17 protein-coding genes are annotated in these 18,781 nt (G+C 73.3%); 15 read left to right on the top strand and 2 right to left on the bottom strand.

All coding sequences use genetic code 11. From position 1 onward, the window contains the following. The first annotated feature begins 194 nt into the window (after window positions 1-194). From AMA02S_RS09560 to AMA02S_RS09545, 4 genes are all read left to right on the top strand, one after another. On the top strand, window positions 195-1,244 hold the full coding sequence (locus tag AMA02S_RS09560; protein ID WP_067455018.1) for a glucose 1-dehydrogenase: 1,050 nt from the start codon (window positions 195-197) through the stop codon (window positions 1,242-1,244). A 15-nt stretch (window positions 1,245-1,259) separates the two neighbouring features. Then, on the top strand, window positions 1,260-2,699 hold the full coding sequence (locus AMA02S_RS09555; RefSeq protein WP_067455015.1) for a sugar porter family MFS transporter: 1,440 nt from the start codon (window positions 1,260-1,262) through the stop codon (window positions 2,697-2,699). A gap of 56 nt (window positions 2,700-2,755) precedes the next feature. Continuing rightward, complete coding sequence (locus tag AMA02S_RS09550; RefSeq protein ID WP_067455012.1) at window positions 2,756-3,811, top strand: hypothetical protein; 1,056 nt, start codon at window positions 2,756-2,758, stop codon at window positions 3,809-3,811. An 811-nt stretch (window positions 3,812-4,622) separates the two neighbouring features. After that, a complete protein-coding gene (locus AMA02S_RS09545; protein WP_067455008.1) occupies window positions 4,623-5,669 on the top strand; it encodes an SCO2583/SCO2584 N-terminal domain-containing protein in 1,047 nt (348 codons plus the stop codon). A 4-nt stretch (window positions 5,670-5,673) separates the two neighbouring features. On the opposite strand, the gene AMA02S_RS09540 is transcribed toward AMA02S_RS09545, so the two are convergent. After that, window positions 5,674-6,864, bottom strand: a complete 1,191-nt coding sequence (locus AMA02S_RS09540; RefSeq protein WP_245667427.1) for a cytochrome P450 — start codon at window positions 6,862-6,864, stop codon at window positions 5,674-5,676. A gap of 243 nt (window positions 6,865-7,107) precedes the next feature. Between AMA02S_RS09540 and AMA02S_RS09535 the strand changes: the two genes are divergently transcribed. From AMA02S_RS09535 to AMA02S_RS09500, 8 genes are read left to right on the top strand one after another with little or no spacing between them, the layout of a single operon-like run. Further along, a complete protein-coding gene (locus AMA02S_RS09535) occupies window positions 7,108-8,145 on the top strand; it encodes a 3-oxoacyl-ACP synthase III family protein (RefSeq protein ID WP_067455005.1) in 1,038 nt (345 codons plus the stop codon). A gap of 8 nt (window positions 8,146-8,153) precedes the next feature. Then, the gene (locus AMA02S_RS09530) at window positions 8,154-8,906 is read left to right on the top strand and encodes a glycosyltransferase family 2 protein (protein ID WP_084265072.1); all 753 of its coding nucleotides are present in this window, start codon (window positions 8,154-8,156) and stop codon (window positions 8,904-8,906) included. Then, complete coding sequence (locus AMA02S_RS09525) at window positions 8,903-10,120, top strand: cytochrome P450 (RefSeq protein ID WP_245667426.1); 1,218 nt, start codon at window positions 8,903-8,905, stop codon at window positions 10,118-10,120. The genes AMA02S_RS09530 and AMA02S_RS09525 overlap by 4 nt, the downstream gene beginning before the upstream one ends. Next, window positions 10,117-11,631, top strand: a complete 1,515-nt coding sequence (locus AMA02S_RS09520) for a class I adenylate-forming enzyme family protein (protein ID WP_067454999.1) — start codon at window positions 10,117-10,119, stop codon at window positions 11,629-11,631. Before AMA02S_RS09525 ends, AMA02S_RS09520 begins: the two co-directional genes overlap by 4 nt. Before the next feature lie 13 nt (window positions 11,632-11,644). Next, complete coding sequence (locus AMA02S_RS09515) at window positions 11,645-12,586, top strand: NAD-dependent epimerase/dehydratase family protein (RefSeq protein WP_067456821.1); 942 nt, start codon at window positions 11,645-11,647, stop codon at window positions 12,584-12,586. Between the two features lie 31 nt (window positions 12,587-12,617). Beyond that, window positions 12,618-13,349, top strand: coding sequence for a Clp protease N-terminal domain-containing protein (locus AMA02S_RS09510; RefSeq protein WP_067454996.1), 732 nt, complete (start codon window positions 12,618-12,620; stop codon window positions 13,347-13,349). A 38-nt stretch (window positions 13,350-13,387) separates the two neighbouring features. Continuing rightward, window positions 13,388-14,269, top strand: a complete 882-nt coding sequence (locus AMA02S_RS09505; RefSeq protein WP_067454993.1) for an alpha/beta fold hydrolase — start codon at window positions 13,388-13,390, stop codon at window positions 14,267-14,269. Window positions 14,270-14,308: 39 nt separating this feature from the next. Continuing rightward, window positions 14,309-15,361, top strand: coding sequence for a DUF4037 domain-containing protein (locus AMA02S_RS09500; RefSeq protein WP_067454989.1), 1,053 nt, complete (start codon window positions 14,309-14,311; stop codon window positions 15,359-15,361). 10 nt (window positions 15,362-15,371) lie between these two features. Here AMA02S_RS09500 and AMA02S_RS09495 read toward each other — a convergent pair whose 3' ends face one another. Next, complete coding sequence (locus AMA02S_RS09495) at window positions 15,372-16,889, bottom strand: PucR family transcriptional regulator (RefSeq protein ID WP_067454986.1); 1,518 nt, start codon at window positions 16,887-16,889, stop codon at window positions 15,372-15,374. Window positions 16,890-17,032: 143 nt separating this feature from the next. Between AMA02S_RS09495 and uraD the strand changes: the two genes are divergently transcribed. Genes uraD through pucL form a run of 3 tightly spaced genes read left to right on the top strand, consistent with a single transcriptional unit; the run spans window position 17,033 to window position 18,769 of the window. After that, on the top strand, window positions 17,033-17,584 hold the full coding sequence (gene uraD / locus AMA02S_RS09490) for a 2-oxo-4-hydroxy-4-carboxy-5-ureidoimidazoline decarboxylase (protein WP_245667425.1): 552 nt from the start codon (window positions 17,033-17,035) through the stop codon (window positions 17,582-17,584). Next, window positions 17,581-17,895, top strand: coding sequence for a hydroxyisourate hydrolase (gene uraH / locus AMA02S_RS09485; RefSeq protein WP_067454983.1), 315 nt, complete (start codon window positions 17,581-17,583; stop codon window positions 17,893-17,895). The genes uraD and uraH overlap by 4 nt, the downstream gene beginning before the upstream one ends. A 7-nt stretch (window positions 17,896-17,902) precedes the next feature. Further along, the gene (gene pucL / locus AMA02S_RS09480) at window positions 17,903-18,769 is read left to right on the top strand and encodes a factor-independent urate hydroxylase (RefSeq protein ID WP_067454980.1); all 867 of its coding nucleotides are present in this window, start codon (window positions 17,903-17,905) and stop codon (window positions 18,767-18,769) included. Window positions 18,770-18,781: the final 12 nt, after the last annotated feature.

The raw sequence follows: 18,781 nt of genomic DNA, 5'->3' as shown, positions 1-18,781 counted from the left end.
GAAGTGACCTGCGTCGCACCTGCGGGTCTGGCCGCTGCCACCGGTTGGCTGTCACTAAATGTCAATGGTTCGTCCCTCGATCACCCAATGAGTGATTGCAGAGTGTATCTGGTTGATCACGATGGGAAGTGAGGGCATGGTGCCCCCGCACGAGCGGGCGATGGGTACTGACGGACGGCGAAGGGACGTCGGCGATGAAGGCGCTCACCGTGATTCCCGGCCGTGCCGATCAGGTCCGGATCGAGGACAGAGCCGACCCGGTCCCGGGCCCCGGCGAGCTTCTGGTGGAGGGACGGTTGCTCGGCATCTGCGGCACCGACTACGACATCGTCGAGGGTCACGGGTACGGCTGGGCGCCGCCCGGACGAGAGCGGCTGGTGATCGGGCACGAGTCGCTCGGCCGGGTGCTGACGGCACCCCCCGGCAGCGGGTTCGAGGAAGGGGACCTGGTCGTCGGCATCGTGCGGCGGCCCGACCCGGTCCCGTGCACCCCCTGCGCGCACGACGAGGCGGACTTCTGCCGCAACGGCCGGTACACCGAACGCGGCATCAAGGAACTGGACGGGTTCGGCGCGCAGCGCTGGGTGACGGAGACGCGGTACGCCGTCAAGCTGGATCCCGCGCTCGGTGACCACGGCGTCCTGCTGGAGCCCGCCTCGGTGCTCGCCAAGGCATGGGAGCAGACCGACCATTTCGCCACCCGGACCTCGTGGCGGCCCAAGGTGGTGCTGGTGACCGGCGCGGGGCCGATCGGGCTGTTCGCCGCGCTCCTGGCCGTCCAGCGCGGCCTGGAGGTCCATGTCGTCGACATCGAGGACAGCCCGCCCAAGCGCGCCCTCGTGAACGATCTCGGCGCGACCTTCCACACCGGTGACGCCAGAGACATCGGGGTGGCGCCCGATGTGGTGATCGAGTGCACCGGCCACGGGCCGCTGGTCTTCGGGCTGGCGGAACTGGTCGCACCGGACGCGGTGATCTGCCTCACCGGCATCTCCCCGGACGCGAGCGAGGTGCCTTTGTGCGCCGATCGCGTCAACCGGGACCTGGTGCTGGAGAACATCGTGATGTTCGGGACGGTCAACGCCGGGCGCCGCAACTTCGAGCAGGCGGCCGACGTCCTGGCCAAGGCCGACCCGGGCTGGCTGGACCGGCTGATCACGAGGCGGGTCCCGCTGGAGGGGTTCACCGACGGCCTGCACAAGGACGAGGACGACATCAAGGTCGTGGTTGACCTGTGGGCGTGACCGAGGGGGCCTGACATGCAGGGATACTCGAGCGCCCCGATCGCCCGGGGGCCACTGGCGGGCATTTCGGCCGGCGGGCTCCGCAGGATCCGGTTCCACGCCGGCCTGATCGCGGTCGGCGGCTTCCTGTTCGGCTTCGACACCGGCGTCATCTCCGGGGCGCTGCTGTTCATCAAGGACGACTTCGACCTGGACTCCTTCCAGCAGGGCAGCGTGGTGAGCGTGCTGGTCCTCGGCGCGATGGCGGGGGCGCTCGGGTCCGGACGGTTCGCCGACCGGATCGGCCGCCGGTGGATCTTCGGCCTGGAGGGCGCGGTCTTCCTCGCCGGGACCGCCATCGCCGTCTCCGCGACCGGCTACGGGATGCTCGTGGTCGGCCGGCTTGTCCTCGGGCTGGCGGTGGGGGCCGCGTCGGCGACAGTCCCGCCCTATATCTCGGAGATCTCCCCGAAGGAGATCCGCGGCCGGCTGCTGACCCTGAACCAGCTGATGATCACGGTCGGGATCCTGGTCGCCTACCTGGTCAACCTCGCCTTCTCCGGCGGCGGGACGTGGCGGGCGATGATCGGTGTGGGCGCGCTCCCCGCGCTGGTGATGGTGGCGTCATCGCTGTGGGTGCTCCCGGAGTCGCCGGAATGGCTGCTGACCCACGGGCGGCGCGCCGAGGCGCGCGCCCTGGTCGCCTCGGTGAGCGACGAGGCGACCGCCGATCGGCTGATCGAGGCGCGCGAGCGGAACCTGGCCGCCGTCGGAGACTCGGCCGCCGGCGGGGCCGGCGGAGACCGGAAGGCCGCCGGGTGGCGCTCCCTGCTGGCCCGCCGTGTCAGGCCCGCGCTGATCGTCGGTCTCGCGCTGGCCGCCGGGCAGCAGTTCGGCGGCATCAACACGATCATCTACTACGCGCCGACGATCATTGAGCGGACGGGGCTGACCGCGTCCAACGCCATCGTGTACTCCCTCGCGATCGGGGTCATCAACCTCGTGATGACCCTGGTGGCGATCCGGCTGATCGACCGTGCCGGGCGCCGCGACCTGCTGCTCTGGTCGTTCGCGGCGATGGCCGTCACGATGGGCCTGCTCGGTCTGGCGTTCGTGGCCGACTGGGACCCGGTCCTCACGCTGCTGTTCATGGTGCTCTACATCGCCGGGTTCGCGGGCGGGGTCGGGCCGGTGTTCTGGACGCTGATCGGCGAGATCTTCCCGCCCTCGGCGAGCGCGACGGGCGCGAGCGCCTGCACGGCCATGAACTGGGCGTCCAACTTCACGGTCAGCCTGGTGTTCCTGCCGGCGGTCGGCCTCATCGGCGAGGGCGAGACGTTCTGGGTCTTCGGCGTCATCTCGGCGCTCGGCCTGCTGTTCACCGTCCGGTTCGTCCCGGAGACCAAGGCTCGCGACTTCGCCGAGGTGGACCGGGACCTCCACAAGCGCTTCGGCGACCGCCGACTTGCCGATTAGTGCCCAATGCCCGCTGGCGGGGCGTCGCCTGCCCCGGCGCTGGCTACGATGCGCCGATGCTAGGGAATCAGGGCGCGCTCCCGGACCACTGCGCCGATCTCGTTCGAACGACCAAGCGCCACGATTGGGACGGCGCGGGGCTTGCACACGATCTCGCGGTACTCCGCACCCACCAGGCGGATCTCAGCGAACTGACGGACGGCCTGAACGTCCTCGCCACGGCCCTCGCCGAAGCCCCCCTCGGCGAAGGGCCCGAGCTGGCGGTTCTCGCCGGCGAGCTGATGGACCTCGGCGCCGACGCCAACCTCGGCCTCAGCGCGCTGGTCCCGCGCGTCGTGGACGGGCTGGAGTCGGCCGCCCGCTTCCCGGAGCTCTGGGAGAGCGCGGGCGGGACCGGCCTTCCGTCCGCCGAGGACACCTCCCTGGTCGCCGAGGTACTGCAACGGCTCAACGTCGACCACGACCGCCTGTCGCTGCCCCCTGACGAGGCCGGGCACACCACCGAGGCGTGGTTCACCATCGGCACCTGGGCGCAGGGCGTGATCGTCCCGCTCCAGCGCCGCGAGGTGCGGGACAACCTGCCTCACCGCGACCGCCTCGCCGGGGCCGTCGCGGCGACGTTGGGCCGCGTCCCCGTCGCCGCCCTGCTGGACGGCCTCCTGCGAATACTGGACGACGAGACCGTGCTCGTCCTCGACCGGGCGAGCGGCCGGGGCCACGAGGTGACCATCGGCGGTATCGGCGACAACGGCCAGCTCGCGACCCTGCTCGACATCACGCTCGTCGGCGCCGGTGTGATGGAGGGCGAGCCGCTCCCGGCGGAGTCGGTGGCTGCCGCCATGGGCGGCGAACCCCGTCCCCAGGGCGGCGTCACGGTGCGGCTCACCCTCACCGACGCCCACGGTGAGACGATCGCGCCCGAGGGCCGTCCCGCCGACATCCCCCACGTGGACGGGCGGCGCGTCATCGTCGTCGGTCCGGATCCGTCCCCGCGGACGTGGCCCGCCGGCCGCCCCTACGCGCTGTTGCGGCCGGCCATCACCCTCGGTCGCTCGCTGACCCCGGACGAAGCCTCCCACTGGTTCACCAAGATCACCCCCGCCGCCGGGTAGGCCGGGGCCCGCCCGCCCGCGCATCACCGGCGCCGCCGCTGACGCCGTCACCGTGGGCGTTCTCGCGTCCGCCTGCCGCCTGCCGAGCCGAGCCCCTTTGTCAATGGCTGTGGTGGACGAGTTGGCCGGAGCTTGCGGTGGCCACTGCGGTGGCCGGCGTCGCTCGCGACCCACGGCCGTCGGCTCCGGCGCGACCTCTGGTGCGGCACCGCCGCCCGGCCGTCTCTTGCGCGCGCCTGAAAAATGTCGCGCCACGGGTCGGATTTCGCGCGGGCAAAGGCGTATCGTCTTTGCCTATCGTCACAGGGGCCGGAGGTGCCGTGTCCTTATTCAAGATTGTCGTCGTGGCGCTTCTTTTGTACGCCCTGGCCGATGTCGTGCGAACCGCGGTTCAGCGGTGGCCGTGGCGGAAGGACGAGCGTGATCCCTCCAGTTGGACGAGTTCCGATCAGGAGTGGCTGAAGAGGCAGCAGATCGATCCCGCCGCCCTCCGTGGTCGGAGTACGGGAGAGGTGGGCCGTAAAAGCCATTTCGGTCTTCGGTCGTCACTATCTCGGATCCGCGGTGATTTCCCCCCGGAGAATAAGTGATCGGAACGGTGGAGTCGCGCCTGCTGCCAGGCGTTTCTCAAGGCCGGAGATGATCTCCCGGGCGTGGTCGGAGAGATCGTGGAAGCGGTATTGGCGCACGGTCGCAACTCCGTTCACCACAGCCCCGCGGGCGGCCAGGCGGACCACGACCACACCGTAGGGACGGCTGTGAGGTCGGTTAGCCTTGGCTCATCCTCCCCCCGCCCCGGAGAGAGCCCGAGATGTCCGCTGATGCCGACGAGCCCGTGTTCGACGACGATTTCGTCAAGGGCGCCGTGTTCACCGAACCGTCCGCCCGGGAGCGCGCCCGCACGCCCGGGAGGCTCCAGCGGCGGCGGGCCCGCCGGGCCGAGCAGCGGCGGCGCCGGGCCCACCGCGGCCTGGGCGGCGGGCGGCGGCGCGAGTACCGCGAGCCGAGCCACCGCAAGGCCGTCGTCCAGGTGATCGCCGGGGTGCTGGTGCTGCTGATGATCTCCACCGGGCTGTGGTGGTGGAACCGCCCCGGCGATCCCGGTGCCCTCTCGGACGCCCCGGCGGTCCGTCCGGCCCCCGGGCTGCCCGGCGGTGGCGCCGCACCCCGCGGCGATCCGTTCGCGGGGTCGCCCGCGGCGTCGTACGCCGACGGCGAGGCGGGCCTCCAGATGCCCGACCCCCGCGCGATGAACGGCCTGTCGGACGCGGACCTGGCACTCGCCTACGTCCGCATCCGCAAGCTGATCATCGCGGCGAACCTCGAACCGGCCACCGTCTTCGGGCGTGCCCCCGACGCCTTCGCGGCGCTGCTCGACCCCCGCCAGCGCCGCGACTTCCGGCGGGATCTCGACCGCAAGGGCGACCGCAACACCCGGAGCTGGCTGACGAGCTTCGCGGCGGGCACCGCCGAGCAGGCCGCCACGACCGTCAAGGTGCACGGGACGGTGACGGCCGCCAAGGCGCGGGACCGGGGGACGGCGGGCGTGACGGTGAAGGCCGACCACCTGTTCGTGTACGCGATCCGGCGTCCGGGACGGCTCGACTCGACGATGCGCGAGGTCGTCCGGCGGGTGACCGAGGTGTTCGTCCACCGTGAGGACGGCGCGGTGAAGCTGTGGGTCACCAGCACCCAGAACTCCGCGGCGCCCTCCGGCTGCGACTTCGGGGACGACTTCATCCATCCCGAGTACCCGGGCGGCTCCGGCGCGCCCCCCACCGCGCGGCCGATGGACCCCTACGACCAGTCCGGGCCGATCCAGGCCGACCAGGCCTGCCGGACGGTCACCCGCATCTGACGGGTCATGGCCGCGCGAGCGTCACGCGAAGCTCCGCGTACGACGGCACGAGGACGCGGCGCGCCGCGCGGCGGGACACGATCCGGTAGGGGTGCCCGCCGGCGTGCAGCGTCGACAGCGTCCGCGCGACCTGTGTCCGGGCGACCGCGGCGCCCAGGCACAGGTGCCGCCCGCCGCCGAACCACAGCTGGCGGGTGTCGGGAACGTAGGGGCGGTGGATGTCGAACGGGCCGGCGCCGTTGGTGGCGAGGTAGGTCAGCAGCAGCACCCGGTCGCCCGCGCGCAGGCGCCGCCCGTCCACGATGGCGTCGCGGGTGACGTGCCGTCCGATCACCGGCGCGGGGGTGGCGACGCGCAGGCCCTCGCGCACCGCGTTCTCCATCAGCGCGGGGTTGGCGAGCAGGGCCCGCTGCTGGCCGGTGTCGTGCAGCAGCGCCACCGTGCGGACGGTCCCCGACGCGCCGGTCTCGGTGCCCGCGATCACCAGCAGGGTGGCGAGCCCGCGTGCGAGGGGCAATCCGAGGCCCATCGCGCGGCAGCGGCCGAGGAGGGTGCCGGGCCCGCCGGCGGCATAGCCGCGCGGTACCCCGGCGGTGATCTCGTCCACGATCGCGCGGGCCCGGTTCACCGTCGCCGGGTCGAGCTCGGTCGAGGCCGTGGTGCCGAGGGCCAGCCCGGCGAGCCGCTCGCCCGCGGCGAACAGGTCCCGGTACGCCCGGTCCGGACGGTCGGCGGGCAGGCCGAGGAGGTCGGCGACCATGCGCCCGGACAGGATGCGGGCCGCGCCCGCGACGTCCAGCGTGCCACCGGCGGCCAGCCGCCTAGCCAGCTCCGCGTGGTGCCGCCCCTGGGAGCGTTCGACCAGGTCACGGGCCGCGTCCTCGGTGAACAGGTCGCGGGCGCGGGTGCGGACCTCCGCGTGCCGGGTGCCGGCGAAGAACTGCGCCATCTCGTCCCCGAACAGCTGGGTCCACAGGTGGCCCACGCCGCCCTCGCCGTTCATCCCGAAGCGGCCGTGGTCGTTCAGGACGCGGCGCGCCAGGACGGGGTCGGTCACGACCCAGCCGAGCCTTGGCACGCGCGTGATGGGGCCTGTGTGCCGGGCGGCCTGGAGGAGCGCGTACAGGCCGCGGTTGCCCTCCCACAACAGCCGCGCCTCGTGCCGCGCCGCGTTCTTGATCTCTGTGCTGGTCACCCAGCGATTGTGCCGGGCGGCGCGGTCGTCCGGACACCGCGATGGCCCATGAACCGGATGAGTGGTAGTACTCACGACGAACCGGGTTACAACGCCCATGGGATGTTCCGTAAGGTCTCCCTGTCCGGGGACGGTGCTGGTCGGCGAACCTGGTCCGACCAGGCACGGGGCGGCCGAACGACCAACGGGGGCCCGCCGCCGCGCCGCCGTCCACGGAGCACGAGGAACCGGGGGACCCCACCCATGAGAGCCCGTATCACCGCCGTCGCGGCGCACCTGCCCGCACGGACCGTCACCAGCGCCGAGGTCGAGGCCAGGATCGCGGCCGAGAGCGCCGCCCCGCCCGGCCCGGAGGGCGGCCCGGAAGGTGGTGGCTACCGGCCGCCCCCCACCATCGTCGAGCGGCTGACCGGCATCCGGCGCCGGCACGTCATGCGCGACGACGAGCAGGCGTCCGACCTGGCCGTCGCCGCCGCGCGCCGCGCCCTCGCCGAGCGCGGCCTGCCGGCCACGGGCGTCGACCTGCTGATCTTCGGCTCGGCGTCCCAGGATCTCGTCGAGCCCGCCACCGCGCACATCGTCGCCGCCAAGCTCGGCGCGACGTGCCCGGTGTTCGACGTCAAGAACGCCTGCAACAGCTTCCTGAACGGCCTGCAGATGGCGGACGCCCTGATCCGCACGGGCCAGCACGAGCGCGTCCTGGTGTGCACCGGGGAGAGCCCGTCCCGCGCGATCCGCTGGCAGGTCCGCGACCGTGCGCAGTTCGCGGACGCCTTCGCCGGCTACACCCTCTCCGACGGCGGCGCCGCGATGCTCGTGGAGGCCGCCCCCGACGGCGGGATCTTCTACCGCGATTTCGCGGCCGTCTCCAGTGCCTGGCAGATCGGAACGCTCCCAGGCGGCGGATCGATGCACCCGCGCGACCCCGAGCGCACCTACTTCAGCGGGGACGGTCGGCGCCTGAAGGAGGCGTTCGTCGCGGGCGGGCCGGAACTGTTCGACACCGCGCTCAAGAAGACCGGGCTGACCTGGGACGACTTCGCGTTCGTCGCCATCCACCAGGTGACCGTCCCGTATCTGGAGACGCTGCGGGCGACGCTCGGCATCCCGGCGGACCGGCTGGTCGTCACCCTGCCCGAGCACGGCAACGTGGCGTCGGCCGGCCTGCCCCTCCAGCTCGCCACCGCGCTGGCCGAAGGCCGCTGCCGGCCGGGCGACCGGATCGCGCTGGCCGGGCTCGCCGGCGGGATCAGCCTCGGCGTGGTCTTCGCCGAGCTGTGAGGGTGACCATGCGCCTGTGGGTCGTCATCCCCGCCTACGACGAGGAACGTTCGATCGGCGCGACGCTGCGCCGGCTCGCCGAGCAGAGCGACACCGGCTTCTCGCTCGTCGTGGTCGACAACGGCAGCACCGACGCGACCGTCGAGGTCGTCCGGGCGTTCGCCGCGCGGCACCCGATGCTGGACGTCCGTATCGTCCCGGAGCCGCAGAAGGGCACCGGTGCCGCCGCCGACACCGGCGTCCGGCACGCCATCGCCGCGGGCGCGACGCACGTCGCCCGCACCGACGCCGACTGCCTGCCGCACCACGGCTGGATCGCGGCGGTGAAGCGGGGCTTCGCCGACGGGCTGGAGATGGTGTCCGGGCCGCTGCGTCCGCGCACCGACGAGTTCGCGCTCAGGTTCTGGGAGCGGCGGCTGCTGCCCGCCGTCGTCGACGTCGCCGCGCTGTTCGGGCGGTTCCGGCCCGGCAACCGGGACCCGCTCTTCCTCGGCCCATACGTGATGATGCCCGGCTGCAACGTCGCGATCACCGCCGCGCTGTACGAGCGGGCGGGCGGCTTCCCGCGCACGTGCATCGAGGACGTTCACGAGGACCGGGCGCTGGTCAACCGCGTCCGCTACGTGACCGCCGCCTACGGGCTGCGCAAGGACGTCGTCGTGTACGGCTCCGTCCGGCGGCTGCGCGCGTTCGGCCTGGTCAGGACGCTTGGCTGGTACGCCGACCACCGCTACCGGCCCGCCGTCGTGGACATTCGATGAGCACCGCAGACATCGATGAGCACCGCAGAACCTCGATGAGCACAGGGGCTTCGATGAACTGGGAACGGCGGCTCTACCTGACCGCGCACCCGCTGGCGTACCCGCTGCTGCGCGGCATCGCCCGCCGCGGCCCCGCCGTGCGGGTTCCGGGTGTCGGCGTCGTCGTCAACGACGCGGCCGTCGCCCGCGGCGTCCTGATGGACGGTGAGACCTTCCGCAAGGACGGGCCGGGCTCGCCGGGCGAGCTGTGGACGCCGGTGCTCGGCCCGTCCGTCCTGCTCAACATGGAAGGGGACGCGCACCACGCGCTCCGCCGCCGCCTCGCCGAGCTGTTCACGCCGTCCTACGCGGCGGGGCTGTGCGCCCGCGTGCTGTCCGCCCCGCTGGAGCGCCTCGCGGACCGGCTGGCGCGCGGCGCGGCCGTCGACCTGGTGGACGCCTCCCGCGTCATGGCGGGCGCGGTGATCGGCGAGGTCATCGGCCTGGACGCGCGGGACGAGACGGCCTTCCGCGACCTGTTCGAGCAGGGCGAGCGGATCGTTTCCATGATCTCGCTGCGGACACGCCGGCTCTCCCCGTCCCAGGTCGCGCGGGCGCGGGCGGTGCTCGACCCGCTCGGTGACATCGCCGCCGCGTCCTACGCCGCCGGCGACGAGTCCACGGTGATGGGACGGATGCGCGCCCTCGGCCTCTCCCCGGACGAGGCGCGCGGCGCAGCCGGGGCGTTCTTCCTCACCGGCACCGAGACCGTCGCGACCCTGCTGCCCCGCCTGGTCGCCCTGCTCACCGACTCCGGGCAGCTCGGCCGCGTCGCCGCCGACCCCGGCGGGCTGCTCGACCGGGCCATCGAGGAGGCCATGCGCGCCACGACCCCGACGCCGGTCATGCTGCGCAGCGTCCATCGTCCCGCCGCCGTGGCCGGGGTCGCGGTCCGGCCGGGCGACCGCGTCCTGATCGCCACGCACAACTGCTGCCGCGCGTACGGCCCGTTCGACCTCGACCGCCTGCACCCGCCCGAGCTGCGCCGCCTGTGGTTCGGCGCGGGCCCGCACTTCTGCATCGGCTATCCGCTCGCGATGGCCGAGATCCGGCTGGTCGCCCGCACCCTCCTCGCCGCCGCGCCGCTGCGGATCACCCGGCGGGCCGCGGCCCGCGACGTCCTGATCCCGACCTACCGGCACCTGGCCGTCCGCTCGGAGAGGAGCGCGCCGTGACGTTGATCCGGGAGTTGCTCGACCAGGCGGGACGGACGCCCGGTCACGTCGCCCTCGTCGCCGGAGACGGCGCGGAGCTGACCTACGGGGAACTACGGCGGCAGGTGCTCGCCGTCCGTCACGGGCTGCGCTCGGGCGGTCTCGCGGCGGGGGAGGGGGTGCTGTGCTCCGTACGGCCCTCGCCCGAGTCGCTCGTCCTCGCGCTGGGGATCGTGGCGGCGGGCGGCGTCGTGGTGTTCGCCGACCCCGGGGCCGGTCCGGAGATGTTCACCGCGCGGCTGCGGCTGGCCCGGCCGCGCTGGTCGGCGGCCGAAGCGGTGCTGTACGCGGGCAGCAGGCTGCGGCCGGTGCGGGCGTACGCGCGGCGGCGCGGGCTGCTCCTGCCGAACCTGGCCGACCTGGAGGTGCCGGGCGTGGGGCCGATGTCCCACATCCACGTCGGGCGCCGCCTGCCCGGCGTCCCGCGCCGGTCCCTGTCGTTCGCGGCCCTGGCGCGGGGCGAGGCGCCCGAACCGGACGGTGACGGCGACCCCGCCGCGCCCGCCGCCGTGATCTTCACCTCCGGGACGACGGACGACCCGCGCGCGGTCGTCCACACGCAGGCGTCGCTCGCGGCGGCCCTCGGGCTGTTCCGGGAGCGGATGCCGCTCGGTCCCGGCGACGTCGTGCACACCGACCAGCTCATGCTCGGGCTGCCCACACTGATCTCGGGGGCCCGCTGGTCGATGCCCCCGCTGAACTGCCCGCCCGCGGAGTTCGCCCGGCTGATGCGCGAGCGCGCCGCCACCCACACCTTCTGCGTGCCCGTCCATCTCGCCGAGATCCTGGACGCGGTCCCAGCGCTGCCGCCGACGCTGCGGCACGTGCTGCTCGGGGCCGCGCCCGCGCCCGCCGGGATCCTGCGGCGGGCGGTCGCGGCGGCGCCGTCCGCCGAGGTCCTGTCGGTGTACGCGATGACGGAGATCCTGCCCGTCGCCATCGCGTCGGCGCAGGACAAGCTCGCGCACACCGCGTCCGGCGCCGGCGGCGACCTCCTCGGGGCCCCGCTTCCCGGTGTCGGCGCGCGGCTGGCCGAGGACGGGGAACTTCTCCTGTCCGGCCCCAATTTGTGCCGCGGCTACCTCGGTGCGGAACCCCACGAGGAACTCCGCACCGGCGATCTCGCGCGCCTGGACGAGGGACGGCTCGTCCTCGTCGGGCGCAAGAAGGACATGCTGATCCGCGGCAAGTTCAACCTCTACCCTGGCCTGTACGAACCCGCCATCGCCGCCCTTCCGGACGTGGCGGACGCGGCGATCGTCGGGGTCCCCGATCCGGAGACGGGAGACGAGGAGGTCGTCCTCGCGGTGGTGGGCTCGGCCGACCTTCCCGCCCGGCTGCGCCGCGCCCTCCCGGACGTCATCGACCACGACGCGCTCCCGGACCGCGTCGTCGTCCTGGACGAGCTGCCCCGCTCCGGACGCACCCGCAAACTCGATCGTGCCCGGCTCCGCGAGCTGGTGGCGCAGTGAGGCCGGTGGCGCAGTGAGAATCGCGGTCACGGGCGCGTCCGGTTTCGTTGGCGGCGCGGTGTGCCGGGCGCTGACCGGCCGGGGCGTCACCACCCACGGTTTCGGCCGCCGACGGGAAGTTCCGAGCGGGCACCTGGGTGGCGCGGAATATCGCCCGTGGGATCTGACTCTCGGCCCGCTCCGGGACGCGCCGCTCGTCGAGGCCGTCGTCCACTGCGCGGGCAGCGTCACCGACTGGGGCCCCGCCGCGGACGTCTTCGCCGGGAACCTCACCGGCACCCGCAACGCGCTGGCGACCTTTCCCGGTGCCCGGTTCGTCCACGTCAGCACGGCCAGCGTCTACGACCCGTTCCGGCCCAGCGCCATGGTCACCGAGGACGAGGCGCCGGTCGCCCGCTACCTCAACGCCTACGGCGCGTCCAAGGCCGCCGCCGAGCGCGCGGCCCTGGCCCACGGGGCGATCGTGCTGCGTCCCCACGCCGTCTACGGGCCGGGCGACACCACGCTCCTGCCGCGCGTGCTGTCGGCGGTGCGCGGCCCGATCCTGCCCGCCGTCGGGACGGGCCGCCAGCTCGTCAGCCTCACCTCGATCTCCAACCTCGTCCAGGCGTGCGTGCTGGCGGCGACCGGGCCGGTCGACTCGGGCGTCTTCAATGTCGCGGACGCCTCACCCGTCACGGTCGACGACGCGTTCCGGGCGATCCTGCGCGAACGCGGCATCCGTGCCCGGCCGGTCTATGCGCCCGCTCGTCTCGCCGGCCCCTTGGCGGCGGCGGTCGAGGGCGCGTTCCTGCTGGCCGGCCGTCCCGAACCTCCGCGCCTCACCCGCTACGCCGTCGGCCATCTCGCGGTCGAGCGGACCCTCGACATCACCGCCGCACGCCGGATCCTCGGTTTCACCCCGCACGAGACGACGTTCGCCGGGGCCGCCACCTGGTCGTCAACCTTGGGTTGACGATCCTAGGTCGTCAACCTATGGTTGACGTATGACGGAACCCACTCAGGCGACCGGCCAGGTCCGCCTCGACGAACTGATCAACGCCATCAAGAAGGTCCACTCCGACGCGCTCGAACAGCTCACCAGCGCGGTGATCACCGCGGAGCACCTCGGCGACGTCGCCGACCACCTCATCGGCCACTTCGTCGACCAGGCACGCCGATCCGGCGCGTCCTGGACGGACATCGGCAAGAGCATGGGCGTCACCAAGCAGGCCGCCCAGAAGCGGTTCGTCGCCAAGGGGCAGGCGCCGGACATCGACCCGTCGCAGGGTTTCTCCCGGTTCACCCAGCGCGCCCGCAACGTCGCGATGGCGTCCCAGAACGAGGCCCGCGCGGCGGGCAACGACCAGATCGCCCCCGCACACATCGTCCTCGGCCTGCTCAGCGAGCCGGAGGCGATCGCGGCCAAGGCGATCATCTCGCTGGGCGTGCCGCTCGACTCCGTCCGCGAGGCCGCGACGGCGGCGCTGCCCCCGGCGGCCGCGGGCCCGGTCCCCGAGCTGATCCCCTACGACCACGACGCCAAGAAGACCCTGGAGCTGACCTTCCGCGAGGCCCTGCGCCTCGGCCACAACTACGTCGGGACCGAGCACATCCTGCTGGCCCTGCTGGAGTTCGAGGACGGGACGGGAGTGCTCTCGGGCGTCGGCGTCCGCAAGGACGCCGCCGAGACGACGATCATCGCCGCCGTGGACGCCATCGCCGCGCAGCAGCGATGAGGCGATGAGTTCCGGGCGCGGCTCTGGTCCAACCCGGTATGGAGAACCTCATCAAGGCCAACGGCGTGGAGCTGTGCGCCGAGACGTTCGGTGACCGCGCCGACCCACCGCTCCTCCTCGTCGGCAACACGATGCTGACCTGGCCGGACGAGCTGTGCGAGCGCCTCGGCAACCTGCGCCGGTTCGTCGTCCGGTACGACCTGCGCGGCACCGGACGCTCCACCGCCGCCGACCCCGACGCCCCCGACTACACCCTGCGCGACCTGGTCGCCGACGCCGCCGGGCTGCTGGACGCCCTCGACCTGCCCCGCGCGCACGTCGCGGGCTTCGGGGTGGGCGGCTGGATCGCCCAGCTCCTCGCGCTCGACCACCCGGACCGGGTCGCGACCCTCACCCTGATCGCGACCCGGCCGACCGCGCCCGGCCCGGCGGACGCCGACCTCCCCGAGCACGCCCCGCAGTTGATGTCCCACATCATGAACCCGCCGCCGGTCGACTGGTCCGACCGTGCGTCCGTCGTGGCGTTCATGGTCGAGAACGCGCGCCATCTCACCGGACCGGAGTTCGACGAGGCGGAGGCGCGCGAGCGCGTCAAGCAGATCGCCGACCGCACCGTCGTCCCGGACGGCGACCCCGGCAAGGCGCACCGCGCGAACCAGATGGCGATCGCGTTCGCCGCGCTGGACAGCGGCGATCGCTGGCGCGAGCGGCTCGGCGACATCGCCGCGCCCACGCTGGTCGTTCACGGGGAGGAGGACCCGTTCTTTCCCGTGGGGAACGGCCGGGCCCTCGCCGCCGAGATCCCCGGCGCGCGCCTGCTCACCGTCCCGGGAATGGGTAATGAGCTGCCCCGCAGGACCTGGGACGTGGTCGTCCCCGCGATCCTCCAGCACACCTCCGGCATCACCGCGGACGGATAACCGCTCGCCCCCGCCGGAGACCTCTGGTGGGGTGAGGATGTGAACGATCAACCGGGCGGGGCCGCGCTCGCGCGGGCCTACCACGCGGACGTCGTCCGGCCACTGCTGGCCAGGGCCATGCCCCGGCTCAGGTACGCGGCGGCTCGGCTCGGCTCCGGATCGGACGTGCTCGGGTTCGACGACGCGCTGAGCCGCGACCACGACTGGGGCTGCCGGCTCACGCTGCTGGTCGACGACGCGGACGCGGTGCCCGAGATCGACCGCCTCCTCGAACGCGCGCTGCCCGCCCGGTACCGGGGGCATCCCATCCGGTTCCCCGTGTCCTGGGACGAAACCGACACGCACAAGGTCGAGGTCGCGACCGTCGCGGACTTCTGCCGCAGCCGGCTCGGCCTGGACCCGACCCGCGGGCTGTCGGCGGTGGACTGGTTGTGCCTCACCGGCCAGTCCGTCCTGGAGGTGACCGCCGGCCCGGTCTTCCAGGACGCGACGGCGACGTTGGCGCCCGTCCGCGAGACGCTGCGCCGCTACCCGCCCGACATCGAGCGGTACGTCCTCGCAGCCTGGTGGGGACGCGTGTCGCAGTGGATGCCGATGGTCGGGCGCACTGCCTCGCGGGGCGACGAGACAGGGTCGCGGGTGCTGAGCGTCCGCATCGCCGAGGACCTGTGCCGCCTGGCGTTCGCGCTCTCGCGCGAGTGGGCGCCGTACCCGAAGTGGCGCGGCACCGCCTTCGGGCGCCTGGACATCGCGCCGTCACTGGACGGGCCGCTCGCGGCGGCCGTCTCGGCGTCGCACTGGCGGGAGCGCGAGGAAGGACTGGCGGAGGCGGCCGAGACCCTCTGCGCCCTGCAACGGCGGCGGGGGCTCCCCGCCCCCGACTCCGCCGTGACCTCCTTCTGGGACAGGCCGTTCCGCACCGTGCACGACCGGCTCTGGACCGGCCTCCTCGCCGAGGTCCGCGACCCGGAGGTCGCCGCGCTGCCGCCTGGCGTCGGCTCGGTGGAACAGTGGATCGACAGCGTGGACGTCCTGACCTCCGGCGACCGGCGGGCCTTCCTCACCGCCGCCTACCGCGCCTGGATCAGCTGAAGAGCAGGGGTCAGCCGAGACGCAGCGCCAGGAAGAAGTCGACCCGGTCCTCCAGGCGGGACAGGTCGCGGCCGGTGAGCTCCTCGATGCGCTGGATCCGGTAGCGGACGGAGTTCACGTGCAGGTGCAGCCGCTCGGCGCAGCGCGTCCACGACCCGGAGTTCTGGAGGAACGTCTCCAGCGTCCGGACCAGATCGGCGTGGTGGACCTCGTCGTAGGTGCGCAGCGGGTTCAGCAGCCGTAGTCGGAACATGTCGCGGACGTCGTCGGGGACGCTGGCCAGCAGCAGCACGTGCGTGGCCAGCTCGTCATGGCGCACCACGCCCACCGGATCGGCGCGCTGGGCCGCCAGCCGGCGCGCGTACCGGGCCTCCTCGACGGCGCCGCGCAGTTCTCCGGCCACGACGACATCGCTGACCCCGACGGCGAGGCCGCTGTCCGCGAGCCCCGGGGCCAGCGCCGCCAGCGCCGTCTGGATCCGGCCCGCCACGTCCTCCTCCGCCTCCTCGACGGGAAGCAGGGCGATGGCCTCCTCGTCCAGCAGGCCGACGACCGCCCGGGGGACGGGGAGCACCTCGCCGAGCACCGCGCGCAGCTCGTCCGGGCGCAGCGGCGCCCGGCCGCCGGACGCGGCGACCGCGGCGAACGGGGTGCCGGCGTCCAGCCCGGCAAGCTCCAGCCGCGACGCGATCTCCCCGGCCCCCGCCGCCGAGACGACCAGCCGGATCAGCTCCTGCGCCAGCCGCCCCCCGACGCTCAGCCGGTCGTCCAGCCGGGCCCGCTCCAGCGCGACGATCGCCGCCAGCTCGGCGGTCAGGGCACGGCGCTCGGCCGGCCAGTCCCGCGCGTCGCCCTCGAAGGCGAGGAACCAGTCCGCGGCCCGGGACAGGGGCACCGCCTCGGCGGCGACCGGGAAGATCGTCATGCCGCCGTGCAGGTGCGGCAGCCGCGGCGCGGTCAGGAACGCGCGGGCCAGCTCCTCGCCCGCGGGTGCGGGCTCGGGGCCCGCCACCACCCGTCCGGTGGGGGTCAGCACCCAGCACCGCATACCGAGATCGCCCGACAGCAGATCCAGCACGGCGCCGAGCCCCTCGCCCTCGCCCACGCCCGCGACCAGCCTGCGGTGCCGGTCGAGCACGGCGGTCAGGTCGGCGGCGCGGGCGCCCGACAGGTGGCGGACGACCTCCTCGGTGACCGTCGCGAACGCCACGTCCTCGGGCACTGTGAACAGCGGCATCCGGTACCGCCGGCACGCCTCCACAAGATCGTCCGGGAGGGCGCCGCGCGCCAGGCCGCCCGCGAGGGCGGACACGCCCGCCTCGGCCAGCGTCCGCACGAACGCCTCGGAGTCGGCCGGGCCGGACCGCCACATCAGCCCCGACAGGACGAGCTCTCCGCCGCGCAGGTACCGGCCGGGTTCCGGCAGGTCGGTGGTGACGACCCACCTGACCAACCGGTCGAGCTCGTCCCGCCCGGTGACGAGCTCCAGCCGCGAATCCGGCAAGGCGAGCAGCGCACGCAGCTTCATGGCCACTAGTTAACTGGAGCATCGCACGAAAACCTGACACCGAGCCCCGGCACAGTTCGGATCTCCTGTCTCTCGACGGGGATATGACCCCCTGTGTGTACTGCTGATGTGCAGCGGGTGACGGTGAGACGGGGGAAGCTCCAGTGACGACGGGATGGCTGACGTCGATGAACGCGCTGGACCCAGAGGCCGCCCGCGCCGAGCTGGTCACCTGCTGCACGACCCGCCGCTGGGCGGACGAGCTGATCGCGGGACGCCCCTACGCCGACCCCGCCGCGCTGCGCTCGGCGTCGGCGGCGGCCCTCGCCCTCCAGGACTGGGCCGGGATCGAGGAGGCGCTCGCCGCGCACCCCCGCATCGGCGACCGGGTCCGGGGCGACGAACGGGAGGCCGCCTGGTCGCGGGACGAGCAGTCCGGCGTGGACGGCGCGGCCGACGACCTGCGGGACGCCCTCACGGCGGGCAACCGGGCCTACGAGGAGCGCTTCGGCCATGTGTTCCTCATCTGCGCCACCGGCCTCGGCGCGGCCGAGATGCTCGCCGCGCTCCGCGACCGCCTCCGCAACGACGTCTGGAGGGAACGGATGATCGTCCGCCGGGAGCTCGCCAAGATTGTCGACCTGCGCCTGGGAAGACTTATCGACGGGGAACGAAGCGACGGGGGACCGGGCGACGGGGAAGGGGGGCCCGCATGAGCCTGTCGACGCACGTGCTGGACGCGGCGCGGGGCCGGCCGGCGGCCGGGATGGCCGTCCGGCTGGACCGCTACGAGCCCGACGGCCGCTGGACCGTTCTCGCCGTGGCCCACACCGACGCGGACGGCCGGATCGGGGACTGGGGCACCGATCCGGACGCCGGGGTGCACCGGCTGACCTTCGACACCGCCGGCCTCTCGGAGTTCTATCCCGAGGTCACGGTGGCCTTCACGATCGAGGACCCGGGGCGGCACCTGCACGTCCCGCTGCTGCTCAGCCCGTTCGCCTACTCCACCTACCGAGGGAGCTAGAAACCGCATGGCCATCGTGCTCGGCCCCAACCGCTACGGCAAGGCGGAGACGCGCGTCGTCCGGGTCGGCAAGGACGGCGGCGTCCACCGGATCAAGGACCTCAACGTGAGCGTGTCGCTCTCCGGCGCCATGGACGAGGTGCACCTGACCGGCGACAACTCCGCCGTCCTGACCACGGACGCGCAGAAGAACACGGTGTTCGCGTTCGCCGGGAAGCACGGGATCGACGAGATCGAGGACTTCGGGCTCCTGCTCGCCCGGCACTTCGTGGACTCCCAGCCGACGATCACCCACGCGCGCGTCGAGATCCGCGAGTACGGCTGGAGCCGGATCTCCGGGCCGCACTCGTTCGTCCGCGACGGTGGCGAGGTCCGCACCGCGCTCGTCCACAGCGACGGCTCGGACGGACCCGAGTCGGTGGTGTCGGGCCTGACGGACCTGGTCGTCCTCAACTCGACCGGCAGCGAGTTCCACGGCTTCATCGAGGACCGGTACACGACCCTCGCGCCCACCAACGACCGGGTCCTGGCCACCGCCGTGACCGCGTCGTGGCGGCACCGCGGCACAGACGCGCGCTGGGGCGAGTCCTACCGCGCCGCCCGTACCGCGCTGCTGGCCGCGTTTGCCGAGACGCACAGCCTGTCCCTTCAGCAGACGCTCTACCAGATGGGCCGCCGCGTTCTCCACGAGCTGCCCGAACTCTGCGAGGTGCGGATGTCGATGCCCAACAAGCACCACTTCGCGGTCGATCTGGAGCCGTTCGGCCTGCACAACGACAACGAGGTCTTCTATGCCGCGGACCGCCCGTACGGGCTCATCGAGGGCAGCGTGCTCACCGACGACGCCCCACCCGTCCCGTCCGCCTGGCACTGACAGTACGTACCG

Origin of the sequence: Actinomadura macra NBRC 14102, assembly GCF_001552215.1 — a bacterium.
Taxonomy (GTDB): Bacteria; Actinomycetota; Actinomycetes; order Streptosporangiales; family Streptosporangiaceae; genus Spirillospora; species Spirillospora macra.
Note: the sequence above shows the minus strand (reverse complement) of the source record. Positions and strands in the feature narration are given on the sequence as shown.